The sequence below is a fragment of the Candidatus Eisenbacteria bacterium genome, assembly GCA_016235265.1.
Taxonomy (GTDB): domain Bacteria; phylum Eisenbacteria; class RBG-16-71-46; order RBG-16-71-46; family JACRLI01; genus JACRLI01.
This window is the reverse complement of record JACRLI010000014.1, coordinates 46533-68831: the sequence shown is the minus strand read 5'-3', so window position 1 is coordinate 68831 and position 22299 is coordinate 46533. Positions and strand designations below refer to the sequence as shown.

Below are 22299 nucleotides of genomic sequence, written 5' to 3'. Positions count from 1 at the left end.
CGTGCCCCTACCGCTCCACCAGGACCGCGCGCACCGGGCTGGCGTCCACGTCCATGAGACGCAGCGGCAGCGCGATCAGCTCGTACTCGCCCGGCTCCACGTGCGACAGGTCCAGGTTCTCGAGGATCGCCACGCCGCCGTTCAGCAGCGCGACGTGGTTGGCCATGGTCCTGCTGCGGAACGCATCCACGGAGGGCACGTCCACGCCCACCAGGACGATGCCGCGGGAGGCCAGAAACTCGCCGGCACCGTCGGCCAGGCAGGGGAAGTTCTCGTCGAACTGCGCGGGGCGGAAGGCACGCGTGGTGCGGATCAGCAGCCGCCGGGTGCGGGCCCACGGCACCGCGGCCAGGTGCTCCGGCCGCACCTCCGGGACCGCGCCCACGTCCACGACCAGCGCCGGGCCCAGGTAGGGCTCCAGCGGCGCGCGTCCGATGTCGCGGCCCGCGTCCAGGAAGTGCATCGCGCCGTCGGCGTGCGCGCCCAGGTGCACGGTGCCGCGGATCTCGGTCACGTTCACCGCATCGCCGCGCTCGCGGCTCAGGGTGCGATGCACGGAGAGAGGCACGTCGCCGGGCCACACGGCGGTGTTCACCGAGACCGGGGGGCTGATGTCGTGGATCTTCACCGCGGCTCCTCCAGCACCCGAGCCACGGCGTCGGCGGGGGTGCCCGCGAACTGGATGAGCCGCAGCTGCTCCGCGGGGATCCCCAGCGGGTTGGCGGGCCCGGCCAGCGCCTTCTCCAGCGCGTTGCCGAGCACCACCACGGGCGCCGGCTTGCGCAGTTTCATCCACAGCAGGTTCCACACCAGGAAGAGCTCCGCGGCGGTGCCGATCCCGCCGGGCAGCACCAGGAAGCCATCGGGCTCCTCGGTGAGCACCCGCAGCCGCTCGAAGAGGTCCGGCGTGGGCTCCTCCACGCTCAGGTACGGGTTCGGCGTGCGGCCCTCGAACGAGTCCACCGTCACTCCCACCACCCGGCCGCCGCATTCGCCCGCGGCGCGGCTCACCGCCTCCATCACGCCGCCGTAGCCGCCGTTCATCACCACGGCGCCGGCTTCCGCGAGAAGCCGGCCCACCTCGTGCGCCAGCCGCGACTCGGGCGAGTCGGCGGCCACCGTGGAACTGCCGTAGACCGCGATGATCCGGCTCACCGGACCACCTCGTCCGAGACGCGCTTGAGCTGGGTCATCGCCTCGTCGATCTCCGAGTCGGTGGTATAGAAGTGCGGCGCCATGCGCACGCCGGCGTCGGGGCGGGCGTCCACCAGGACCTCGCGGCGGATCAGTTCCCCGGCCACCCGCTCCGGCCGGGGCACGGCGAAGGTCACCGTGCCGCCGCGGCGTTCGGGATCGCCCGGCGTGCGCGTGGGAATGCCCAGCTCCGCGGCGAGTTCCATCATGCGCGCGGTCATGAGGCGGCTGCGTGCGCGGATGACGGGCACCCCGAGGCGGTTCACGATCCGGTATCCGGGCCGCGCCGCGTACAGGCACGGCACGTGCGGCGTGCCGTTCAGGAAGCGGTACGGGTTGTCCGCGTACTCCATGCGCGCCTCGAAGGCGAAGGGCCGCCGGTGCGCCATCCAGCCGGTGAAGGCCGGCGCGAAGCGCTCGCGCAGTCCCGGCTTCACGTACAGGTAGCCCGCGCCGGGCCCGCCGCACAGCCACTTCACCGAGCCGCCCACCAGGATGTCGAGGTCCCAGGCGCGCACGTCGATGGGCAACGTGCCCACCGACTGGTAGGCGTCCAGCATCACCAGCGCACCCACTTCCCGCGCACGGCGGATCACCGGCTCCACGTCCACCACGTAGGCGCTGCGGAACAACACGTGGGAGATGGCCACCACGCGGGTGGTGTGGTCCATGGCCTGCACGATCCGCTCCGCGGGCACCGAGATGCCGTCGGGAGATTCCACGCGCACCAGCTTCGCACCCCGTCGCGCCTCGCCCTGGTACAGGTAGAGCAGGGACGGGAAGTCCATCGCGGTGTGCACCAGGCCGTTGCGCCCCGAGGGATAGTCGAGCGCCGAGAGCACCACGGCCTCGGCGGTGGTCACGTTGGGCAGCATCACCACGCTGCCCTTCTCCGCCCCGATCAGCGGCGCCAGCAGGTCGCCGGTCTCCTCGGACAGCTGCCACCAGGCTTCCTCCCACGCGCGCACGCCCCGGGCGGCCCACAGGTCCGAGAACTCGAGCATGGCGTCGCGCACGCCGCGCGGCATGGCGCCGAGCGAGTGGCTCACCATGTACACGGTGTGCGAGAGAATGGGAAATTCCGCGCGCGCCCGCAGCAGCGGGTCGAAGGGGGTGGCGGCGGCGGGAGATGACATGGATGCTCCTCGTGTCGGACTGCGTGCCGGTGTCGCGGCCCGCGGTGCGCGCGGACGGCAGGGGGACATTCTACCGCCCCGGGCGCCGGACCGGGCGCCGGACCGGGTAGGTGATACCCCGGGGCCTGCGGCGCCTTCCCACATCGGACCGGTCCGGCGGGCGCGGCCCGGCAAGAGGCTGCCCGGCAGCGTCTTCACCCTGCTGGTATGCGGGCCGGATGCCGGCGGACCGTCCCCCGCGCCGCCCGGCCCCCTATCCCTGTGCGCTCTGGCAGTAGCGGCACTTCTTCGCCGCCGCCAGGATACTCTCGCCGCACTGCGGGCAGGTCTTCATCGCCGGGCCGGCGGGCGCGGGCGCGGGCTTGAGCAGCGACTTGGTGATCATGAATACCACGAACGAGATGATCACGAAGTCCACCACACCACCCAGGAACGAGCCGTACTTGATGGCGTTGGCCACGGAACCGTCGGGCTTGTGGCTGAGCACGAATTCCATCTCGCGCCACGCGCCGCCGGGGATGAGCAGCCCGATCACGGGCATCAGGATGTCCGCCACCAGCGAGGACACCACCTTGCCGACGGCGGCACCGATGATCACACCGATCGCGAGTGCGAGTGCGTTGGTCTGGAGCAGGAACTTCTTGAACTCGCCAACCATGGCGTCCTCCTCTGGGATCGGAGTGGACACAGCCTCCGGGAGCAGGATAACGGCGACACCGGGTGGCCGGACCACTGTTAAAGGTCCATGCCACCCTGTTCGATAACCGTGCTAGATTGTCTACGCGCGATATTGGCGCCGGTCAACATATTTCCGGGCCCCGTGCCCGCCGACCATGGAAGGCCGCAAACATGAGCACCCAGACCTCCGTCGAACCCGAGGTGTCCGTGAAGCCCAAGGTGCGCTGCGTGGGTGTCCTCACCGCCGGCGGTGACTGTCCCGGCCTGAACGCGGTGATCCGCGCCGTGTACAAGACGGCGCACTTCCGCTACGGCATGGACGTGATCGGCATCGAGGACGGATTCAAGGGCGCGCTCGAGAACCGGACCCGTCCCCTCACCATGGACAACGTGCGCGGCATCCTGCCGCTGGGGGGCACCATCCTCGGCAGCAGCAACCGCGACGACCCCTTCCGCGTGCCGCACCTGGCGGGCGGCCAGAAGACCTACGAGGACCGCTCCGACGACGTGCTCGACAACCTGCAGCGACTGGGCATCCAGGCCCTGATCGCCGTGGGCGGAGACGGCACGCTGACCATGGCCAGCAAGCTGGCGCGCAAGGGCCTGCAGGTGGTGGGGGTGCCCAAGACCATCGACAACGACCTCTCCGCCACGGACGTGACGTTCGGATTCGACTCCGCCCTGCGCATCGCCACGCAGGCGGTGGACATGCTGCACACCACCGCCGAGGCGCACCACCGTGTGATGGTGGTCGAGGTGATGGGCCGCTACGCCGGCTGGATCGCGCTGGAGTCGGCCATGGCCGGGGGCGCGGACATCGTGCTGATCCCGGAGATCCCGTTCCGGCTCGAGAAGGTCTACGAGCAGATCCGCGACCGGCTGCGCCGCGGCAGCAGGTTTTCCATCGTCGTCGTGGGCGAGGGCGCCAAGCCCGCGGGCGGCACCGAGATCGTGCAGAAGCGGATCGAGGACAGCACCGACCCGGTGCGCCTGGGCGGCATCGGCAACTGGCTGGCCCGCCAGATCGAGGATTCCACCGAGATCGAGACGCGCGTCACCGTGCTGGGGCACCTGCAGCGCAGCGGCCCCCCCACGCCCTTCGACCGGGTGCTGGGAACGCGCCTCGGGGTGATGGCGGCGGACCTGGTGGCCCGCGGCGAGTTCGGGAGGATGGCCTCGCTGCGTGGAACGGAGATCGTCTCGGTGCCGCTGGAGGACGCCGTGGAGAAGCCGCGCAACGTGGACCCGGACGGCTCCATGGTGCGCGCCGCGCGGGCGGTGGGGATGACGTTCGGAGATTAGGGGTCCAGGGTAATATCGTGGAACGAACGGGGGGCGTCTGCCCCCCGTTTGATTGGGGGGGAGCACACAAGACCCGGCCGTCGTGGCCCGCTCCTGCTCGACCCAGGCCAGCCCGGTTCTGAGGAAGTTCCCGGCCTCGGCCTCCTTTCCGCGTTTCGCATGGAGACGGAGGGAAGCGGGCGACCTTGACCCGGACTTATCCCTCCCGCCTACCTGGCGGATTCCCCCAGCGCCTTCTCGATGATATCGAGATGGTGCTTCCGGTGGGAGCCCCGGTCCAGGTTCGGCGCGTCGGGACGCGCCAGGGCCATCTCGACCACTTCGTCGGGGACTTGCGCGAGATAGGCGTCGATCTCCTCCGCGGCGTGCAACGCCGCCGCCGCGGCCCGCTCGGGCGGGATCAATTCCAGCAGCGGCTGGGCCGCGTCGTTGAAGAGATCGCCGTCATACTTGCGCGCGTCGTCGGGAGGATCCCCGCCGCACATGTCGCGGGCGGCCCACCGGCGCATCAGGCCGAGACGCTGGAGATCCCAGAGCGCGACGTGGGCGAGCGCTCCCGCGACCGTCCAGCCGTTGGGAAGATGCGCGGCGAGCTGGTTCGCGTCGAGCCGGGCGATCAGCGCCCGCAGGCGCTCCCGCTGCAATCGACTGCTCTCCGCAAATGCTTGCGAGACAGGCATCACGTTCCTCCGCGCTTGATTGAAGACGAATGGCCCCGTCGCATGACGGTTGTCAGGCCACCGAACCCCCATTGGACAGGAATAACGACTCGCGTCATGCTACTCTTCGGGTGATGTGGATCCCCGCGGACTCCGAGACCGGGCGACTTTTGAATTATAGCGCTCCACCTCTCGAAAGGGACACGCGCGGTCGAAGTTGTCGCAATCATGTCCATGTCGCTCGACGGCTGCGCCGCCGACCTCAGCGGTGGCGGAGGCCGAGGTGTTCGACTGGTGCACCCCTGTCCGCCGGGGAATGTAACTGGATGGTCGCCGTGGTTGCAGGCATTCCGTTCCGGGAACTTTGGTGAGGACGAACCTGGAGAAGACCATGCGCAAGCTCATCGTTGCCGCCTACATCAGTCTCGATGGCGTCATTCAGGCTCCTGGTGGGCCCGACGAGGATCCCGGCGAATTCCGCTTCGGCGGCTGGGCGTCACCCTACGACGACGAGGCCATCGACCAGGCCGCCCAGGACATGTTCGCGCAGCCGTTCGAGTTGCTGCTGGGGCGTCGAACCTACGACATGTTCGCGTCGTTCTGGCCGGGCGTAGGGCCCGAAGCGGGCAACCCCGTCGCCGACCTGTTCAACAGCGTCCCCAAGCACGTGGCCACGCACCGACCCGGCACGCTTGCCTGGAAGAACAGTCATGCGCTGGAGGGCGACCTTGCCGACTCGATACGCGCGCTCAAACACGGGGACGGCGGCGACCTGTTGACGCAGGGCAGCAGCGACGTGGTGCGCCAACTGCTCGCCGCCGGGCTGGTGGACGAGCTACGGCTCGTCACCGTGCCCGTCGTACTTGGCCGCGGCAAGCGCTTGTTCGGCGACGACGCGCAAGCGTCGGCCTTCACCCTGGCGCGCTCGACCAGCTCGCCTGGCGGTGTGCTGATCACCCGCTATGTGCGGGAGGGCGAGGTGCGCACCGCGACGTGGAGGACTGAGTAGGAAGAGCCGGCGCCGCCCAACATGCGCGTGCAGCGGACTCGCGCGGGGCATACCGGAAGGATGCCAGGGTGCCGCGTCACAAGGAGGGACGATGAGGCAGTTGCTCGCGCGGACCATGATTCTCGTGCTCCTGTTCTCGGTCGCACCCGCATTGGCCCAGGGCCAGGGCGAGGCAGCGAGACCCGAGTCGCCGGTCGGCTCCATGGAGATGATCGATGTGCCGGCGCCCTCCCTGGCCCGGAGTCTGATACGTATGCCGCCGGCCGAGCGGACCGTGGTCTACCTGCCGCCATCGTACGGCGCTGACGCTCAGAGGCGCTATCCGGTGGTCTACTTTCTCACGGGCTTTGCGGACCAGATCTTCCTCTACACCCACGTGCCGTACTACCAGGGATTCCTGCTCCAGGAGGCCATGGACCGGCTGATTGGAGAGAAGAAGATCGGGGAGATGATCGTGGTCATCCCGAACGGGCTCACGCCGCTCGGTGGATCCTTCTACATCAACTCCACGGTCAACGGCAACTGGGAGGACTTCGTCGTTCGAGATCTGGTGGGCCGCATCGATGCCAGTTACCGCACCATCGCCGCTCCCCGGGCGCGGGCAATATCCGGCCATTCGATGGGCGGGTTCGGTGCCCTGAACATCGCCATGCGCCATCCAGACGTCTTCGCAGCCGTCTACGCGCTCTCCCCCGGACTGGCCGCTCCTGGCGGCCTGGAAACCCATCCCAGTTTCGCGAACGCAACCGTCCGTCAGCGTATTTGTGACTTCCTGGATACCGTCGGCGTCATCGAGAACTGCCGGAGCGAGGTTACGCTCCTCGCCCAGGCGAGTTACTGGAACCAGACCTTCGACACCTACCCCTTGTTTGCTCTGGCCTACAGTGCGGCTTTCGCTCCGGGGTCCGGGGGAAACGGCCTCAGGCTGGAGTATCCTTATCGTCGCCAGGGGGAGGAGTTCGCAAGGGACCCGGCCGTTTGGGAGAGATTCGAAGGAGGGTTCGGCAAGTGGGATGAGAAGATCCAACAGAACCTGGGCAATCTGAGGAAACTGTCATTCATCGCGATCGATGTCGGCGAGAACGACGAGTATCCATGGATCACTGCGGGGTGCCGCCATGTCTCCAAGTTGATGTCGACTGCGGGAATACACAGCGAACTGATGACGTATTCCGGGGGCCACGAGAACAGGCTGCGTGAACGCTTGGAGACCTCGATGTTCCCAGCCCTGTCCCGCGTTCTTGCCGCTGGGAGATGACGACGCGGCGGCCCGCTCCGGGACGAAGAACCATGGTCCCCCTACACCCTCCCCGCCTTCGCCGCCGCCTCCTTCAGCTCCTCCATCATCCGCCCCCGCTCGCGGTACAGCCTCCGCAGCGGCCGCGGGGCGTGCTTCGCCAGCGCGTACGCAGTGAGGATCGGCAGCCCCACCGTACTGTCGAGATAGCACACCACCGTGCCCGGCAGCTGGTCGGGGTCCACCTTTCCCCAGGACACCGCTTCGGAGGGCGTGGCGCCGGAGAGGCCGCCGGTGTCGGGGCGCGCGTCGGTCATCTGCAGGAAGAAGTCGTGGCCCTTCTCCTCGATGCCCAGCACTTCCTGGATCTGCGGCTCGGTCTGCAGCACGAAGTTCTTCGGTGAGCCGCCTCCGATCAGCAGCACCCCGCTCTTCCCCTTGCGTTTGGCGTCCAGCACCAGCGCCGCGGTTTCGTTGACGTCGAGGTTGGGATCGAGCAGCAGCTTCGAGCCGAACAGCGCCTTGCCGGCGATGTTCATGCCGATGCTGCTGTCCCCCGGCGAGCTGGTGTACACCGGCACGTCGCACTGGTGGCACACCGAAAGCAGCGACTGGTCGCCGCGGCCCAGCGCCTTCTCGCGCTCGTGCAGGTACTTCCCCGCCAGCCAGTGGAACTCGGCGGTGCTCATGGTGCGCTGGAACTCCGGCGCATCGATGATCTTGCGGAAGAACTCGTCGGTGGAAAGCAGCACGCGGTAGTCGAAGAAGATGTCGTAGATGCGCACCACGCCTTCGTTGCGCAGGTCCACGTCGCTCACCGAGGGGCTGCCGAAGTGCATGGCCAGGCCCAGCCCGTAGTGGGCGTCGTGGTACAGGTTGGCGCCGGTGGACACCACCCAGTCGATCATCCCGGCGCGGATCAGGGGGATGAGCGCCGAGATCCCCACGCCCGCGGGAGTGAGCGCGCCGGTGAGCGACATGCCTACCACCGTGTCCGGCTGCAGCATCCGCTCCGTGTACAGCCGGCATCCCTCGCGCAGGCGGGCCGCGTTGTAAGCCAGGAAGGTGTGCTCCACCAGCTCGGTGACGGTGATGGCGGAGTGGATGGGCCTCGGCTCCAGCCGCGGGCCGGACAGGTACTTGTGGCCGGACATGGCGATTCTCCTCGGGACGTCGGGATGCGTGGGTCAGGATCGGTCGGAAGCTAACAGATGGGTCCGGGGGGGACAAGCGAAGGGTGGCGAAGGGTGGCCCCTACTCCATCCCCCGCAGTCGCCGCCTCAGCTCCAGCAGCGCCAGCGCGGTCCAGGCCGCGGCCGTGGCGCACGAGAGTCCCGCGCACCGGGCGAGCGGCGGCGGGGGCGTGCCTGTGGTCACGGCCTGCATGGCCTCGCGCAGGCCGGACAGCGGCAGCGCTCCTGCCAGCGCGACGCGCCAGGCGGCCAGCTCGTCGGGCGGTGTGTAGGCACCCGCCACGAAGAGCGCCGGCAGCAGCCCGACCAGCGCGTACACGGGCACCTCCGCGCGCGATCCCGCGAGCCCGCCCGCGGCCGCGCCGGCCAGGGTGGCGAACACCAGCGCCGGCACCGCGGAGGCCAGCAGGGCGGCGAACCCCGCCGCGGACGAGTGGTGGCGCGCCGCGATGGCCACCAGCAGCGGCAGCGCGCGCACGAAGTCGAGACACACCTGGACCGCCAGAGCGTCCGCGAACAGCCGGTACGGCGACGCCGGCGTGGCCAGCAGGCGGGTCGGGATGCCCTCGGCCATGAGCCCCGCAGCGCGCCGCCCGGCGGCCAGGGCGCCGGTGAGCGCCAGCAGGGTGGTGTACGCGGCGGCCTCGTGGAACGCCGGTGGGTTGCCGCCCAGCAGCGGCAGTGCGATCGCCAGCGGCACCAGCATGCCCCGCACGAGCGGCCCGCGCTGCGACCTCAGCTCCAGCGCCTCGCGGCGCCACAGTCCCACGGGCAGCATCAGCGCGGCTCCAGTCGCATGCCGGTGTGCTTCAGGTACACCTCCCCCAGCCCCGCGGCCTGCACGTGCAGGTTCACCAGCTGCCCCCCGGAGCGCGCCACCTCGGCCACCACGGTGTCCACGAAGCCGCTGCCGCGGCGCACCAGGAAGGTGACCGAGTTGTCGTGCGCGGCCACCTGCAGCACCCCCGGGAGCGCGCGGAACGGGCCGGGTTCCACCGGCATGGCCAGCTCGCAGGTCACCTGCGCGTGGGCCTCCAGGCCCTCCATGAGCTCGTCGCGCGTGCCCTGCGCCACCACCCGGCCCAGGTGCATCACCGCCACCCGGCGGCACAGCGCCTCGGCCTCCGCCGCCCGCGCCGTGGCCAGCACCACCGCGGCCCCTCGCGCCGCGGCCCCGGCGATCACGTGGCGGGCGCACACCTCCGAGCTGTACCCCAGGTTGAGCAGCGGTTCGTCCAGCAGCACCAGCTCGGGCTGGTGGGCCAGCGCCTGCAGCAGCGAGAGTCGGCGGCGGGCGTCGGCGTCGTAGGAGGAAACCGGCAGGTCGCGCAGCGCCCGCAGCTCCAGCTCGTCAAACAGCCCGTCCACGCGGGGCAGGAGCCGCTCGCGGGGCGCACCGTGCAGGCTGGCGAGGAAATAGGCGTTGTGGAATCCGGAGAGCGCCGGGAAGTGGGCGTCGCGCCCGTCGAGATAGCCGATGCGGCGCCGCTGCGCCCGGCGTCCGCGGCGGTCGTCTCGGCCCCACAGGGCCAGGCGACCGGGGCCGGGCTCGAGCTGGGCTCCCAGGAGCCGCAGCACCGTGGTGCAGCCGGAGCCGCGCGGTCCGAGCAGGCCCAGCACCTCGCCGGGGCGCACCTCCAGGCTGATCTCCTCCACGCCGCGGCCGCTGCGGTGCAGGCGCGACACGCGCTCCAGGACGGCCACGGGCGCGCAAGGCCCCGCGGGGGACGCCGGGGGCGCGGCCGGCCCGGGGCTCATCGCGCCTCGGCGTCCAGCACCGCGCGGATGGCGCGGCGCACCTGGGCCCGCTCCCCGGGCGGGAGCGGTTTCGCGCCCCAGGCGCGGCAGGCTCCAAGGGCGGACAGCAGCGTGCGACAGGCGTCGCCACAGTTCGCGCAGGTCGCCACGTGCGATTCCAGGCGCGCGCAGACGTTGGAATCCAGCTCCCCCTCGAGGTAGCGGCTGAGCATGCGCGCGGTGTCGGGGCAGTGGGCGCCCGCGGGCGGGGCGCCCGCGGGGCCGGCCGTGCGCGTGACGACGCGGGTCGGGTCTCCGGCTCCTGCCGCCCGCCGGCCCCGGCGGGCCGGCTTGGCCGCCTGACCGCGACGCCCCGGCATCGCCTCCCCCGCGAGGTACGGGGCGAGCGCGCGGCGCAGCGCGATCCGCCCGCGGTGCAGGCGGGACTTCACAGCCCGCTCCCCCAGCCCCAGCACGTGGCCCACGTCCCTGGCCGGCATGCCCTCCACGTCGCGCAGCAGCAGCACTTCGCGCTGCGGTGCGGGCAGGGCGGCGATGGCCTGTTCCAGCATGGCGCGCAGCTCGCCGCGCTCCACGCGCTCGGCGGGGTCTTCGCCGGGATCGGCCACCTGCAGCGGGCCCGACTCCTCCGAACCCGGGGCGTCCAGGGACTCGAAGCGGTCGGGGGCACTGGCGGCCCGGCGGCGGAAGCGGGTGCAGGCGTTCCGGGCCACCGTGTAGGCCCACGTGGTCAGGGAGGACTCCCCTCGGAAGGTGTCCAGGTTGCGGACGACCGCGGTCAGAACCCCCTGCATCACGTCCTCGGCGTCGGTCTCGTTGCGGCAGAACCCCTTGGAAAATCGATAGATGGAGTCGGAAATGCCCTCCAGGAGCCGGCGCATCGCGCGGGCGTCCCCGGAGCGCGCCTCCCGGACCAGGCGCCTCTCCTCGGCCGGCGTCAGGGCCGCCTTTCGGGATCCGGGCCGCCGCGCCGCCTGGTCCCGGAACGCCGTCACCGCGTCCATGGCCCGCCCGGTGCGGGGGTCGGAGCGAATCCTTTCCGCCCCAAATGGCCCCTACCCTTCGACATCGTCACGCCGTCCTCCGTTGGAATCCTCTGGGGGTAACTTGAAGACCAGACACATGCTAGCAAACTTGACCGGGCTCCTCACGCTGCTTCTGGCGGGACCCGGCGGGGCCGGGGCCGAGCCCTGGACCGTGGAGCGCGTGCTGGAATCAGTGCGCTCCACGGACCCTGCCATCGCCGCCGCCCGGGCCCGGGGTGAGGCGGGCCGCGCCCAGGGCGCCTCGGCCTGGGCGGGGCTCTCGCCCCAGCTGCGACTGCAGGGCAGCGTCCTGCGCAGCGACGACCCGGCGCTCCTGTTCTCGGAGAAGCTGTGGCAGGGCCGCTTCACGCAGGCCGACTTCGACGTGCAGGCGCTCAACCGCCCTCCGGCTCGCACCGCCTGGCAGTACGGCCTGGTGCTGGACCAGCCGATCTTCAACGGTGCCGGGGAAGTCACCACGCCGGCGCTGGTCGGCCACCTGCGTCGGGCCGCCACCGCCGCAGAACAGGCCGCGGTAGGCGGGCTGCTGCTGCGCGCGGCCGAGACCTACGCCGGCGCGTGGCGCGCCCGCCGCGCACTGGAGGCCGATTCGCTCTCACTGGAAGCCGCGCTGGAGCAGCGCCGCTCCGCGGTGGCGCGCTTCCGCACCGGGCAGGTGCCCGAGTTGGACACGCTGCTCGCGGCCGCCCGCCTGGCCGGGGCCCGGGCCGCGTGGCTGGGGCGGCAGGCCGAAGGCGAAGTGGCCATCGCCCGCCTCTCGCGCCTGGTGGGCGCCACGGTGAATCCGTCCGAGCTGGCCGACCCATCCGCCCCTGCCGCAGACGCTCCCCTCGGCGAAGCCGCGGATCGCGGCGAGGTGCGCGCCGCGCGCGAACGCGCCGCGGCACTTGAGATCGAATCGAAGCGCGCCGGGCTGCGCCTGCTGCCCTCGCTGAACGGGCGGGTGACGCTGAACTGGTACCGCGACCCCGCGCAGGGCCCCGCGGAGCGCCGCTGGATGGCGAGCCTTGCCATGGACCTGCCGGTGTGGGACGGCGCGCGACGCGTGAACGAGTGGCGCGCCGCGCAGGCCCAGGCCCGCATGGCCCGCGCCGACGCGCAGGCCGCCGAGCGCGACCTGGAAGTCGCGGCCGCCGGGGCGCGCGCGGAGGCGGACATCGCGCCGCGGCGATTCGAGGCCGCCCGGATGGGCCGCGCCGCCGCCGAGGAGGGGCTGCGCTTCGCCCAGGACCGCTACCGGGCCGGGCTGCTGCCGCTGAGTGAACTGCTGGCCGCCGACGCGGAAGCTGCGAAGGCGCGCCTGGGGGAAGTCGACGCGCGCGTGAACCTGCTGCTCACGCGCTACCGCCACCTGCACGCGATCGGGGAATTGAGATGAACAGCTACCGGTTTCGATGGATCCTCCCGGCCGCGCTGGCGGCCCTGGCCACGGGCTGCGGCGGCGGCGAGGCGCGCAAGCCCGCCGAAGCCGCGCCCGTGACCGTGACCACCTTCCGCGCCGGTGGCGCCGCGGAGGCCGGCGAGGTGGTGCTGCCGGGCCGCGCCCGCGCCCGGGAGGAAGTGACCGTCACCGCGCGCATCCCGGCGCGCCTAACGCAACTGCCGCTGCGCGAGGGGCAGCACTTCCGCAGGGGCGAGGTGCTCGCCCGCTTCGAGGCCGAGGAGACCCGCCGCGCGTTGGATGCCGCCCGCGCCGGGCTCTCGGCCGCCACGCTGCGGCGCGACCAGGCGCGGCTGCAGGAGTCCCGCATGGACTCGCTGTTCGCGGGGCGGGTGGCCGCGCTGCGCGAGTTGGAGGGGGCGCAGATGGAACGGCGCGCCGCCGACGCGGGCTGGGAGCAGGCCCGCGCCGGGCTCGAGGAACTGATCAGCGGAACCGCCATCCCCGCGCCCTTTGACGGCGTGGTGGTGCGGCGCCGGGTGGACCCGGGCGCCGGTGTGGGCCCCGGTCAGCCGCTGCTGGACATCCGCTCCGACGCAGCCGACGAGATTGAAGCCGCCGTGCCCGAAGCCCAGGTGGAGCGCGCCCGCTCGGCGCGCGTGCTCTTCCAGGTGGGCGAGGGCCCGTGGCGCCCCGCGGAGATCGCCCGCCTGGACGGCATGGTGGACTTCGCCACCCGGACCCGCACCCTGTACCTGCGCCCCGCGGGCGGTGCGGGCCGGCCGGAGCCCGGCGCGTTCGTGCGCGTGAAGTTCGAAGCCCCGGCAAACGCACGGCACGCGGCAGAGGCGGGACGTGCGGCGGAAGCGACGGACGGCGCGGACGGGGCGAGGGACGCCGCCGCGGGCTCCGCCACGGCCGCGAGCCCCGCCACGGCCGCAAGCGCCTCCGCCGCCGGCCCGGTGACCGTGCCGGTCTCGAGCCTGGTGCGCCGCGGGGAGCTGAGCGGCGTCTACGTGATCCGCGACGGCCGCGCCACGCTGCGCTGGCTGCGCCTCGGCCGCCAGGCCGGCGCCGAGGTGGAGGTGCTCGCCGGGCTGTGGCGCGGCGAGGACGTGGCCGTCTCCCCCGCCGGGCTTTCCGATGGCCGGCCGGTGACGGTGTCCCGATGACGCAGAAGATCCCGACCGTGGGGCTCGCGGGGCGCATCGCGAGCACGTTCCTGCACTCGCGCCTCACGCCGCTCATCGTGATCGCCTCGGTGCTGTTGGGGGCGATGGCCCTGTTGACCCTGCCGCGCGAGGAGGAGCCGCAGATCAAGGTGCCCATGGTGGACATCCGCCTCGCGTGGCCGGGCACGCCCGCCGCGCAGGTGGAGCGCCAGCTCACCACGCTGGTGGAGCGCCGCCTGTGGCAGATTCCCGATCTCGAGTACCTCTACTCCACCACCGCCACCGACGGCGCCCTGTTGATCGCGCGCTTCAAGGTGGGCTCCAGTCCCGAACAGGCGCTGGTGCGGATTCGCACGCGCCTCGACGAGGTGGGCCCCGACCTGCCCGCGGGCGCGCAGGTGTTCTCCGTGTCCCCGCGCTCCATCGACGACGTGCCGGTCCTGGGCGTGACCCTGTGGAGCCCCACGCGCGCCGACATGGACCAGAACGCCCTGCGCCGCGTGGCCTCCGAGCTGGCCGTGGAGCTGCGCAAGGCGCCCGGGGTGGCGCGCGTGCGGGTGCTGGGCGGCGAGCCGCGCGAGGTGCGCATCGAGCCCGACCCCGGCCGCATGGCCGCGCTGGGCCTGACGGTGAACGAGCTGATGGGCGCGCTCTCGGGCGCCGGCATGTCCTTCCCTGCCGGCGGCACGGAGCAGGGCGGCGCCCTGCGGGCGTTGCGCGCGGAGTCGCCGTTCGAGACCGCCGACCAGGTGCGCGCACTGGCGGTGACCGCCCGGGGAGGCCGCCCGGTGCGCCTCTCCGAGGTGGCCCGCGTGGCCGACGGCCCCGGGGAGCGGACGCAGTACGTGTTCTTCGGAGACGACAAGGGCGCGCGGCACCCGGCGGTGACGCTGGAGGTGTCCAAGCGCCCCGGGGTGAACGCCACCGAGATGGTGAAGTTCCTGCACCGGCGCATCGAGGAGCTGCGGCCCGCGCTGCTGGGCAGCGACGTGGCCACCGTGACCACGCGCGACTACGGCGAGACCGCGAAGGTGAAGTCCGACGACCTGATGTTCCACCTGCTGCTGGCCACCTTCTCGGTGATCCTGCTCATCGCGCTGGTGCTGGGCCGGCGCGAGTCGGTGGTGGTGGCGGTGGCCATCCCGGTCACCCTGGCGCTGACGCTGTTCCTGTACCTGTTCCTGGGCTACACGCTGAACCGGGTCACGCTCTTCGCGCTCATCTTCTCCATCGGCATCCTGGTGGACGACGCCATCGTGGTGGTGGAGAACATCGCCCGCCACTTCCAGATGAAGGACGGCCGGCCGGTGGACCAGCGGGTCATCGAGGCCGTGGACGAGGTGGGCAACCCCACCGTGCTGGCCACGTTCGCGGTGATCGCCGCCATCCTGCCGCTCACCGCGGTGGGCGGGTTGATGGGCCCCTACATGAAGCCCATCCCCATCGGCGCGTCGCTGGCGATGCTGTTCTCGCTGGCGGTGGCCTTCATCGTGTCGCCGTGGGCGGCGCTGCGGGTGGTCAAGCCCGGCGGCGCGCACGGCGCGCACGGCGAGGCCGCCCCGGAGGGCGCGCTGAGTCGACTGTACCGGCGGGCCATGGGCCGCCTCCTGGATGACGGGCGCGCGCGCGGCGGCTTCTTCGCGGTCATGGGACTGCTTTTCGTGCTCGCCGTGGGGCTGCTGGCGGTGCGCCTGGTCACGGTGAAGATGCTGCCGTTCGACAACAAGAGCGAGTTCGAGGTGCTGCTGGACCTGCCGCCGGGCACGCCGCTGGAGGCCACCCTGGCCGCCACCGCGGAGGTGAGCGCCCGGCTGAGCCGCGAGCCCGAGGTGGAGAACACCGTGACCTACGCCGGCCTGGGCGCGCCGGTGACCTTCAACGGCCTGGTGCGCCACTACGACTTCCGCGAGGACCCGCGCTTCGCCGAGGTGCAGGTGAAGCTGGTGGAGCCCGGGAAGCGCCGGCAGCAGAGCCACGCCATCGCCCGCCGCGTGCGACCCGCGATGGAGGCCATCGCGGCGCGCTACGGCGCGCGCGTGAAGGTGGTGGAAGTGCCGCCCGGCCCGCCGGTTCTGAGCACGCTGGTGGCCGAGGTCTACGGCCCGGACCCCGAAGGCCAGCGGCGCCTCGCCCACCAGGTGTGGGACGTGTTCCGCAGTACGCCCGGGGTGGTGGACACCGACCTGCTGCTGGCGGAGAACCAGCCACGCACCCGGCTGGTGGTGGACCGCGACCGCGCGGTGCTGGCCGGCGTGCCGGCCGCCCAGGTGGTGGACGCCACGTCCGCGCTCTTCGCGGGGCGGACGGTGGGCTCGCTGCGGGCCCCGGCCGAGGCCGAGGCGGTGCCGGTGAAGGTGCGCCTGTCCACCGCCGACCGCGGCGACCTGGCGGCGCTGTCCGCGCTCCGCATGGGCGCGGGCGGCGGCACGCCGATGAGCGAGCTGACCCGGGCGCAGGCGGATTCCGCGCCCCCGGAGATCTACCACAAGAACCTGCACCGCGTGCTGTACGTGCTGGGAGACGTGGCCGGCCGCGAGGAGAGCCCGGTGTACGCCATCGGGGCGCTGCGTCCGCGCGTGGACAGCCTGGTGGCGCCCGACGGCGGCAGGGTGCACCAGCTGAGCACCAAGGTGCCCGACAGCGACGAGAAGTACGCGGTGAAGTGGGACGGCGAGTGGCACATCACCTACGAGGTGTTCCGCGACATGGGGGCGGCGTTCGCCGTGGTCCTGGTGCTGATCTACCTGCTCACCGTGGGCTGGTTCAAGTCGTTCACCACCCCGCTGGTGATCATGATCCCGATCCCGCTCAGCCTCGTGGGCATCCTGCCGGCGCACGCGCTGATCGGGGCCTTCTTCACCACCACGTCCATGATCGGGTTCATCGCCGGGGCCGGCATCACGGTGCGCAACTCGGTGATCCTGGTGGACTTCATCGAGCTGCGGCGCGCACAGGGCCTGAGCCTGCGGCAGGCCGTGATCGACGCCGGCGCGATCCGCTTCCGGCCCATGGTGCTCACCGCCGCGGCGGTGGCCGTTGGGGGTGCCGTGATCCTGTTCGATCCCATCTTCCAGGGCCTCGCGGTGGCCCTGATCGGCGGCGAAGTGGCCGCCACGGTAATCTCGCCGGTGGCCGTCCCGGTGCTCTACTACCTGCTTCGCCGCCGCGGCGAGCGCAAGGAGGTGGCCGCATGAAGATGCTCTGGATCGTGGCCGACGCGGTGCGGCTGGACCCGCTGCGCGAGAAGCTGGTGGAGCTGCGCGCGCCCGGCTACAGCGTGATGCCGGTGGTCGAGGGCGCCGGCAGGACCGGCCTGCACACCGGCGACCGCGTTCACCCCGGCGCCCTGGCGGCGGTGATGGTGGTGGCCGAGGACGCGGACGCGGACCGGATCTTCGAAGGCATGGTGCGCTGCCGCGACGAATGCGGCGATACGGTGACCAGGATCTTCCTCCTGCCGGTGGAACGGCAGGCGTGAGAGTACCGCGTCGATCCCGCTGTCGCCCGTGGCGCCCCAGGATCGGAACCTACACCCGGAGCGTCCCGCCACCGAGCGCGTGGCGGGACGGAAAGGAGAATCCAACATGACCATCAACGAGGCGCTGCGCGCCGTCGCCGGCCTGTTCGTGGTGGCTTCGGTGGCGCTGGGCTACTGGGTTGACCCGTGGTTCTTCGCGTTCACGGCGTTCGTGGGGCTCAATCTGCTCCAGTCCGCGTTCAGCCGCTGGTGCCCCATGATGTGGATCCTGGAAAAGGCGGGCCTCCGGAAGACCTAGCCCGGGCGGGGGCCACCGGTTTGTCGGTTGTGCTACGCTTGCCCTGATGGCCCACCTGGAACCCCAGAATCCGGACCCCGGGATCCTGGTCCGCGCCGCGCGCGAGCTCTTCGGCGCCCCGGACTCCGGCGAACTCCTCCGGCGCTTCTTCGCGCTGGTCCGCGAGGCCGTGCCCTGCGACGGCCTCGAAGCGGCCCTGTTGCTGCCCACGCGGCGTGCCGTGAGACTGGTGGCCGTGGGCCCGGAGGGGCTGCTGCCTTCCCCGGGCGCGGCCCTGCCTCTCCAGGGCACCTCCTACGCGCACGCGATGGCATCCGGGATTCCCTACATCTCCGGCGACCTGCAGGCCGGGGAACTGCGCTACCCCGACGAGGAACTCTGCCGCAGCCGCGGCATCCGGCGCGTGGCCATGGTGCCGCTCGGCGCCCCGGGCCAGTGGCTGGGCGCGCTGCGGGCGGGCCGCGGCGGGAACTCCCCCTTCACGGAGGAGGAGGTGGCCCGCTTCGGGCAGCTGTGCGAACCGTTCGCTCAGGCGCTGTCCGACGTGGAGGCGCGCGCGGAGCTGCGCGCGGCGGTGGCCCGCGAGCGGGCGCTGGTGGACATCGCCGCCGAGGCCCTGCCGGCCCCGGACCTGGGCCTGGCGTTCCAGGCCGTGTGCGACGCGCTGGCGCGGGTGATGGTCTACGACCGACTGGTGCTCTTCGGGCTCGACGGAGAGCGCGTGCGGGCCCTGTTCTTCCGCGACAACGTCCCGGAAATCGAGAGCGGTCCGCTGGAATACGAGTGGGCCGGCTCGCACCTCGAGGGCGCCATCCGGCGCCGGGAGCCCTACCTGTACCGCTTCGGGGAGAGCCACTTCCCGCAGTTCGAGGCGCTCGCCCGCCTGGGGTTCCGGTGCGCGCTGGGCGCGCCGGTACTGGCCGGCGGCGCGGTGTTCGGCACGCTGAGCGCCGGGTGCAGTGACCCGGACGCCTACGGCGCGGACGATCTCGACCTGGTGCAACGCGCCGCCCGGCTTCTGGGCCAGGCCGTGGAGCGCTTCCGCGAGCACGAGCACGCCCAGCTGGCCGCGACCCGGGAGCGCAACCTCCGGGAGCTGCGCGCATCCTTGAGCGGACAGCTGGATGTCCAGGAGGTCTTCGACACCTTGGTGTCCGGGCTGCGCCGGATATGCCCCTTCGAGTTCGCGACCTCCTTCGACCTGCGCGACGAGTGGTACGTCCCGCTTGCCACCGACGCGCCGCCGGAGGCGCGCGACGCCATCTTCGTCCGCCATCGCCTCGAGGACACCCTGGTCGCCGAGTCGCTGCGCGCCGGCAACGGGGTGCGCCGGCAGGGCGGGCAGGGTGGCGACAGTGACCACGTGTGGTCGCTGGCGAACGGATACGTCGCCAGCCTGGTGCTGCCGGTGATCCTGCGGGGCCAGCTGGTGGGCAAGCTGGCGCTGGTCTCGCGCGACCCGGACGCGTTTCCGCCCGGCGACATGGACTTCCTGCGCCAGGCGGCCCGCCAGTTCGGCGCCGCGCTGGAGGGCGCGCGCGCCTTCGCCGAGGTGCAGCGGCTGGCCCAGCGCGAGCGCGACCTGCTGGAGATCACCAACACGCTGGCCTCCTTCCACCACCCCCGCGACGTGTACCCGGCGATGATGGAGGCGCTGCAGCGCCTGGTGGACTTCGACCGCAGCGTGGTGTTCTCGATCGAAGGCGAGTGGATGCGCCCGATCAACCCCGCTCAGTCCGAGGACGATCCCGGCGGGCTGGCCCTGGTCCAGCGGTGGCGCGAATCCGATGCGCGCGTGGCGATCGAGACCCGCCGCCCCGCGCGCTACGTCCTGGAGGAACAGGATTCCGAGCGATCGCACGCCCTGCGTGCCGCCGGCCTGCGCACCCTGGCCTATGTCCCGGTTCCCGGCCGCGACCAGGCGGTGGCGGTGTTCGCGCTGGCCTCGCAGAGCCCCGATGCGCTCACCCCGGGCGATCTGCGGCTGGTGGGACGGGCCGCCCAGCAGTTCGGGCTGGCGTTGGAGAACGCGCGGGCCCACTCCGAGAACCTGCGGCTCGCGGAACGCGAGCGAAACCTGCTGGAGCTGGCCAACGCGCTCACCGTGTACCGCGACCCCCAGGAGATCCTCCAGGAGGTGCTCCCGGCGGTGCGGCGGCTGGTGCGCTTCGAGCCTTCCGACGCCGCGATCATGGTGGAACTGGACGGCGAGACGATGCGGCCGGTCGCCACCAGCGCGCCCGCAGTCCGCGAGTCGCGCCTGTGGCGCCCATTTCGCTGGGCGGACCTGCCGGTCGCGCAGGTCCTGGCCACCGGCCAGCCGCGGCGCCTCCCGGTGGAGCGCCTGTGGCCCGCGGCGGCGGAAAGCCTGGGTGCGCTGGGCTTCCGGGTCTCGGCCCTGGTCCCGATGGTGATCCACGGCCGCACCGTGGGCGTCCTGTGGCTGGTCTCCCCCCGGCAGGAGGCCTTCCCCGCGGCCGACGTGGACGTGTTCGCGCGCATCGCGCAGCAGCTGGGGCTCACCCTGGAGGCCGGGCGGGGCTACATCGAGATCCAGCGGCGCGAGGAGAAGCTGGAGCTGGAGAACCGCTATCTCAAGGAGGAGCTCTCCGAGGTGGCCGGGTTCGAGGAGATCATCGGGGTCGGCCCCGCCCTGGCGCGGGTGCGCGAGCTGGTGCGCAAGGTGGCCCGCACCGGCACGGTGGTGCTCATCCGCGGTGAGAGCGGCACCGGCAAGGAGCTGGTGGCGGAGGCGGTCCACCGGCTCAGCGCCCGTGCCGACCGCCCGCTCATCAAGGTCAACTGCGCCGCGCTGCCGGAGAGCCTCATCGGCAGCGAGCTCTTCGGCCACGAGAAGGGGGCGTTCACCGGGGCCTTTGCCCAGCGCCTGGGTCGCTTCGAGCTGGCGCGCGGCGGAACGATCTTCCTGGACGAGATCGCGGAGCTGTCGCCGGACGTGCAGTCGAACCTCCTGCGCGTCCTGCAGGAGGGGGAGTTCGAGCGCGTGGGCAGCAGCACCACGCAGAAGACCGACGCGCGCGTGATCACCGCCACCAACCGGGACCTCGAGGTCGCGGTGGCCGACGGCAGGTTCCGCCAGGACCTGTTCTATCGGCTGAACGTGTTCCCCATCTACGTCCCCCCGCTGCGCGAGCGGCCCGAGGACATCCCGGTGCTGGCCTACTACTTCCTGCACCGGCTGGCGCGGCGCATGGGCCGCAACATCACCCGGCTGGCGCCGGAGAGCGAGGCGCGGATGATCGCCTACTCCTGGCCCGGGAACATCCGCGAGTTGCAGAATGTGATCGAGCGCGCCGTGATCCTGTGCGACGGAGACGAGCTGCGGCTCGACCCGTCGCTGCTGAGCCCGGGGCAGCCTGAAGAGCCGGCCCGGCCCGCCCGGCCGTTCCTCCCCGCGGCCGTCGCCGGCAGCCTGGTGGAAGCCGAGCGCACCCACATCCTCGCCGCCTTGCGGCGCGCCGGGGGCAGGATCGCCGGCCCCGGCGGCGCGGCGGAGATCCTGGCTCTCAAGCGCACCACCCTCAATTCGAAGATCAAGAAGCTGGGGATCTCCCGGCACGAGTTCCTGCAATAGCCGAAGCGACGATATATAGCCGTCTGTTGGACTAAATATGGTCATATGGCGATATTTAGTCGTGAGTGTGAATAGACGTTACCGAATTCTGAGCCAACCCCACCCACCAAGTCTATGCACGACAATTCAGTAATGGAACTCTCGGGTCCATGTCACTCCATGGCATACTCCGTGCAATGTCCGATGTTCAGACACGACTTGGGAGCCCGCGCTCATGATCCGAATATCCCGGCTGGCCGACAATGGCAGCTGCCACTTCAAGATAGAGGGCAGGGCACTGGGCACCTTCGGGGATGAACTCCGGAAGTTCCTCGAGGGGCTGCTGGACTCGGAGAGCCGGATCACGCTGGACCTCGAGGGCCTGCTGGCCATCGACCAGCCCACGCTCGAGTTCCTGGCCCACAGGCGCGACCGGGTGATCCTGGAACACGCGCCACGGTATCTCGACCGCTGGATCCTGGGTGCGGAGGCGACCAGCTAGTTCGGTCCGCCGGGCTCGCGACCGCAGCGGACGGGGCCCGAAGATGCGTGATGCTGCGCAAGCCGGCGGCGGCCGCGCTAGCGTGCGTCGCAGAGGCGGGGGCGCTCAAGGGCGCGCGTGAAACCGAGTTGTCCGCCGGCTGCGCAGCATCGATTTCCGTGGAGAGTTTTCGAAGGGTGGGGGGACGGGGTCGCAGACGCGGGGGCGGTTTGCTCCTCTCCCCTCACCCGATTTTCCTGACATAGCGGGTTTGCATCCTGCCTGACAACTTCGGGCGGAGTTGAGAGCGTGGCGACGCGGGGGCGGTCGCCGCATCTCACTCCGCCCGATTCCGTTTGATATCCCGGGGGTTGACTGTGTACCCTAGGGCGTCCGCCGGGAGGCTCGGGCGCCTCCGCCGCTGTCCCCCGCATGGACGCTCCGCCGCCCTCGCCCGGGCGGCAGGTCCGTGACTGCCGGGAAGGAGCCCCGCATGAAGAGCCAGCCTCTCGAGCACAGGATCTGGATCCACGCGCCCATCGCCGAGGTCTGGAGGGCATGGACGGACGCCGAGAGCATCGCCCAGTGGTTCGCGCAGGTGGTGCGCGTGGAGCCCTGGGAAGGCGGCGCCTTCGAGTTATCCTTCGAGCCGGAGTCCCCCGAGCGCCACAGCACGCGGGGCTGCCGGCTGCTCGAGTTTCTC

At 71.5% G+C, this 22299-nt stretch carries 20 protein-coding genes; 11 read left to right on the top strand and 9 right to left on the bottom strand.

What is annotated here, in order from left to right:
* Positions 1-7: 7 nt before the first annotated feature.
* The 4 genes from HZB25_06855 to mscL form a co-directional block, all read right to left on the bottom strand.
* Positions 8-628, bottom strand: coding sequence for a cyclase family protein (locus HZB25_06855; GenBank protein ID MBI5836944.1), 621 nt, complete (start codon positions 626-628; stop codon positions 8-10).
* Positions 625-1155, bottom strand: coding sequence for an LOG family protein (locus HZB25_06850; protein MBI5836943.1), 531 nt, complete (start codon positions 1153-1155; stop codon positions 625-627). The genes HZB25_06855 and HZB25_06850 overlap by 4 nt, the downstream gene beginning before the upstream one ends.
* Complete coding sequence (locus HZB25_06845; protein ID MBI5836942.1) at positions 1152-2330, bottom strand: aminotransferase class V-fold PLP-dependent enzyme; 1179 nt, start codon at positions 2328-2330, stop codon at positions 1152-1154. The genes HZB25_06850 and HZB25_06845 overlap by 4 nt, the downstream gene beginning before the upstream one ends.
* 253 nt (positions 2331-2583) lie before the next feature.
* Complete coding sequence (gene mscL, locus HZB25_06840; protein ID MBI5836941.1) at positions 2584-2988, bottom strand: large conductance mechanosensitive channel protein MscL; 405 nt, start codon at positions 2986-2988, stop codon at positions 2584-2586.
* A 191-nt stretch (positions 2989-3179) separates the two neighbouring features.
* On the opposite strand from mscL, the gene HZB25_06835 reads away from it, so the two are divergent.
* Entirely contained in the window at positions 3180-4310 is a 1131-nt protein-coding gene (locus tag HZB25_06835) for a 6-phosphofructokinase (GenBank protein MBI5836940.1), read from the top strand.
* 209 nt (positions 4311-4519) lie between these two features.
* Here the strand turns inward: HZB25_06835 and HZB25_06830 are convergent, their stop codons facing one another.
* Positions 4520-4990, bottom strand: coding sequence for a DinB family protein (locus HZB25_06830; protein MBI5836939.1), 471 nt, complete (start codon positions 4988-4990; stop codon positions 4520-4522).
* A 370-nt stretch (positions 4991-5360) separates the two neighbouring features.
* Here HZB25_06830 and HZB25_06825 point away from each other — a divergent pair, with 370 nt between their 5' ends.
* On the top strand, positions 5361-5978 hold the full coding sequence (locus tag HZB25_06825; protein MBI5836938.1) for a dihydrofolate reductase: 618 nt from the start codon (positions 5361-5363) through the stop codon (positions 5976-5978).
* 91 nt (positions 5979-6069) lie between these two features.
* Positions 6070-7236: a hypothetical protein gene (locus tag HZB25_06820; GenBank protein MBI5836937.1), complete on the top strand. Its 1167-nt coding sequence runs from the start codon at positions 6070-6072 to the stop codon at positions 7234-7236.
* 41 nt (positions 7237-7277) lie between these two features.
* Here HZB25_06820 and HZB25_06815 read toward each other — a convergent pair whose 3' ends face one another.
* The 4 genes from HZB25_06815 to HZB25_06800 form a co-directional block, all read right to left on the bottom strand.
* Entirely contained in the window at positions 7278-8369 is a 1092-nt protein-coding gene (locus tag HZB25_06815) for a deoxyhypusine synthase (protein MBI5836936.1), read from the bottom strand.
* A gap of 100 nt (positions 8370-8469) precedes the next feature.
* On the bottom strand, positions 8470-9186 hold the full coding sequence (locus HZB25_06810; protein MBI5836935.1) for a hypothetical protein: 717 nt from the start codon (positions 9184-9186) through the stop codon (positions 8470-8472).
* Complete coding sequence (locus HZB25_06805) at positions 9186-10166, bottom strand: ATP-binding cassette domain-containing protein (GenBank protein ID MBI5836934.1); 981 nt, start codon at positions 10164-10166, stop codon at positions 9186-9188. Before HZB25_06805 ends, HZB25_06810 begins: the two co-directional genes overlap by 1 nt.
* On the bottom strand, positions 10163-11170 hold the full coding sequence (locus HZB25_06800; GenBank protein MBI5836933.1) for a sigma-70 family RNA polymerase sigma factor: 1008 nt from the start codon (positions 11168-11170) through the stop codon (positions 10163-10165). The genes HZB25_06805 and HZB25_06800 overlap by 4 nt, the downstream gene beginning before the upstream one ends.
* A 118-nt stretch (positions 11171-11288) precedes the next feature.
* On the opposite strand from HZB25_06800, the gene HZB25_06795 reads away from it, so the two are divergent.
* From HZB25_06795 to HZB25_06760, 8 genes are all read left to right on the top strand, one after another.
* Complete coding sequence (locus HZB25_06795; GenBank protein ID MBI5836932.1) at positions 11289-12590, top strand: TolC family protein; 1302 nt, start codon at positions 11289-11291, stop codon at positions 12588-12590.
* Positions 12587-13765, top strand: coding sequence for an efflux RND transporter periplasmic adaptor subunit (locus tag HZB25_06790; protein MBI5836931.1), 1179 nt, complete (start codon positions 12587-12589; stop codon positions 13763-13765). Before HZB25_06795 ends, HZB25_06790 begins: the two co-directional genes overlap by 4 nt.
* A gap of 8 nt (positions 13766-13773) precedes the next feature.
* The gene (locus tag HZB25_06785) at positions 13774-16959 is read left to right on the top strand and encodes an efflux RND transporter permease subunit (GenBank protein MBI5836930.1); all 3186 of its coding nucleotides are present in this window, start codon (positions 13774-13776) and stop codon (positions 16957-16959) included.
* Positions 16956-17243, top strand: coding sequence for a hypothetical protein (locus tag HZB25_06780; protein MBI5836929.1), 288 nt, complete (start codon positions 16956-16958; stop codon positions 17241-17243). Before HZB25_06785 ends, HZB25_06780 begins: the two co-directional genes overlap by 4 nt.
* Before the next feature lie 106 nt (positions 17244-17349).
* Complete coding sequence (locus HZB25_06775) at positions 17350-17541, top strand: DUF2892 domain-containing protein (GenBank protein ID MBI5836928.1); 192 nt, start codon at positions 17350-17352, stop codon at positions 17539-17541.
* A gap of 46 nt (positions 17542-17587) precedes the next feature.
* The gene (locus HZB25_06770) at positions 17588-21136 is read left to right on the top strand and encodes a sigma 54-interacting transcriptional regulator (GenBank protein MBI5836927.1); all 3549 of its coding nucleotides are present in this window, start codon (positions 17588-17590) and stop codon (positions 21134-21136) included.
* 214 nt (positions 21137-21350) lie between these two features.
* Positions 21351-21617, top strand: coding sequence for a hypothetical protein (locus HZB25_06765; GenBank protein MBI5836926.1), 267 nt, complete (start codon positions 21351-21353; stop codon positions 21615-21617).
* A 472-nt stretch (positions 21618-22089) separates the two neighbouring features.
* On the top strand, positions 22090-22299 hold a 210-nt coding region (locus HZB25_06760; GenBank protein MBI5836925.1), incomplete at its 3' end, for an SRPBCC domain-containing protein.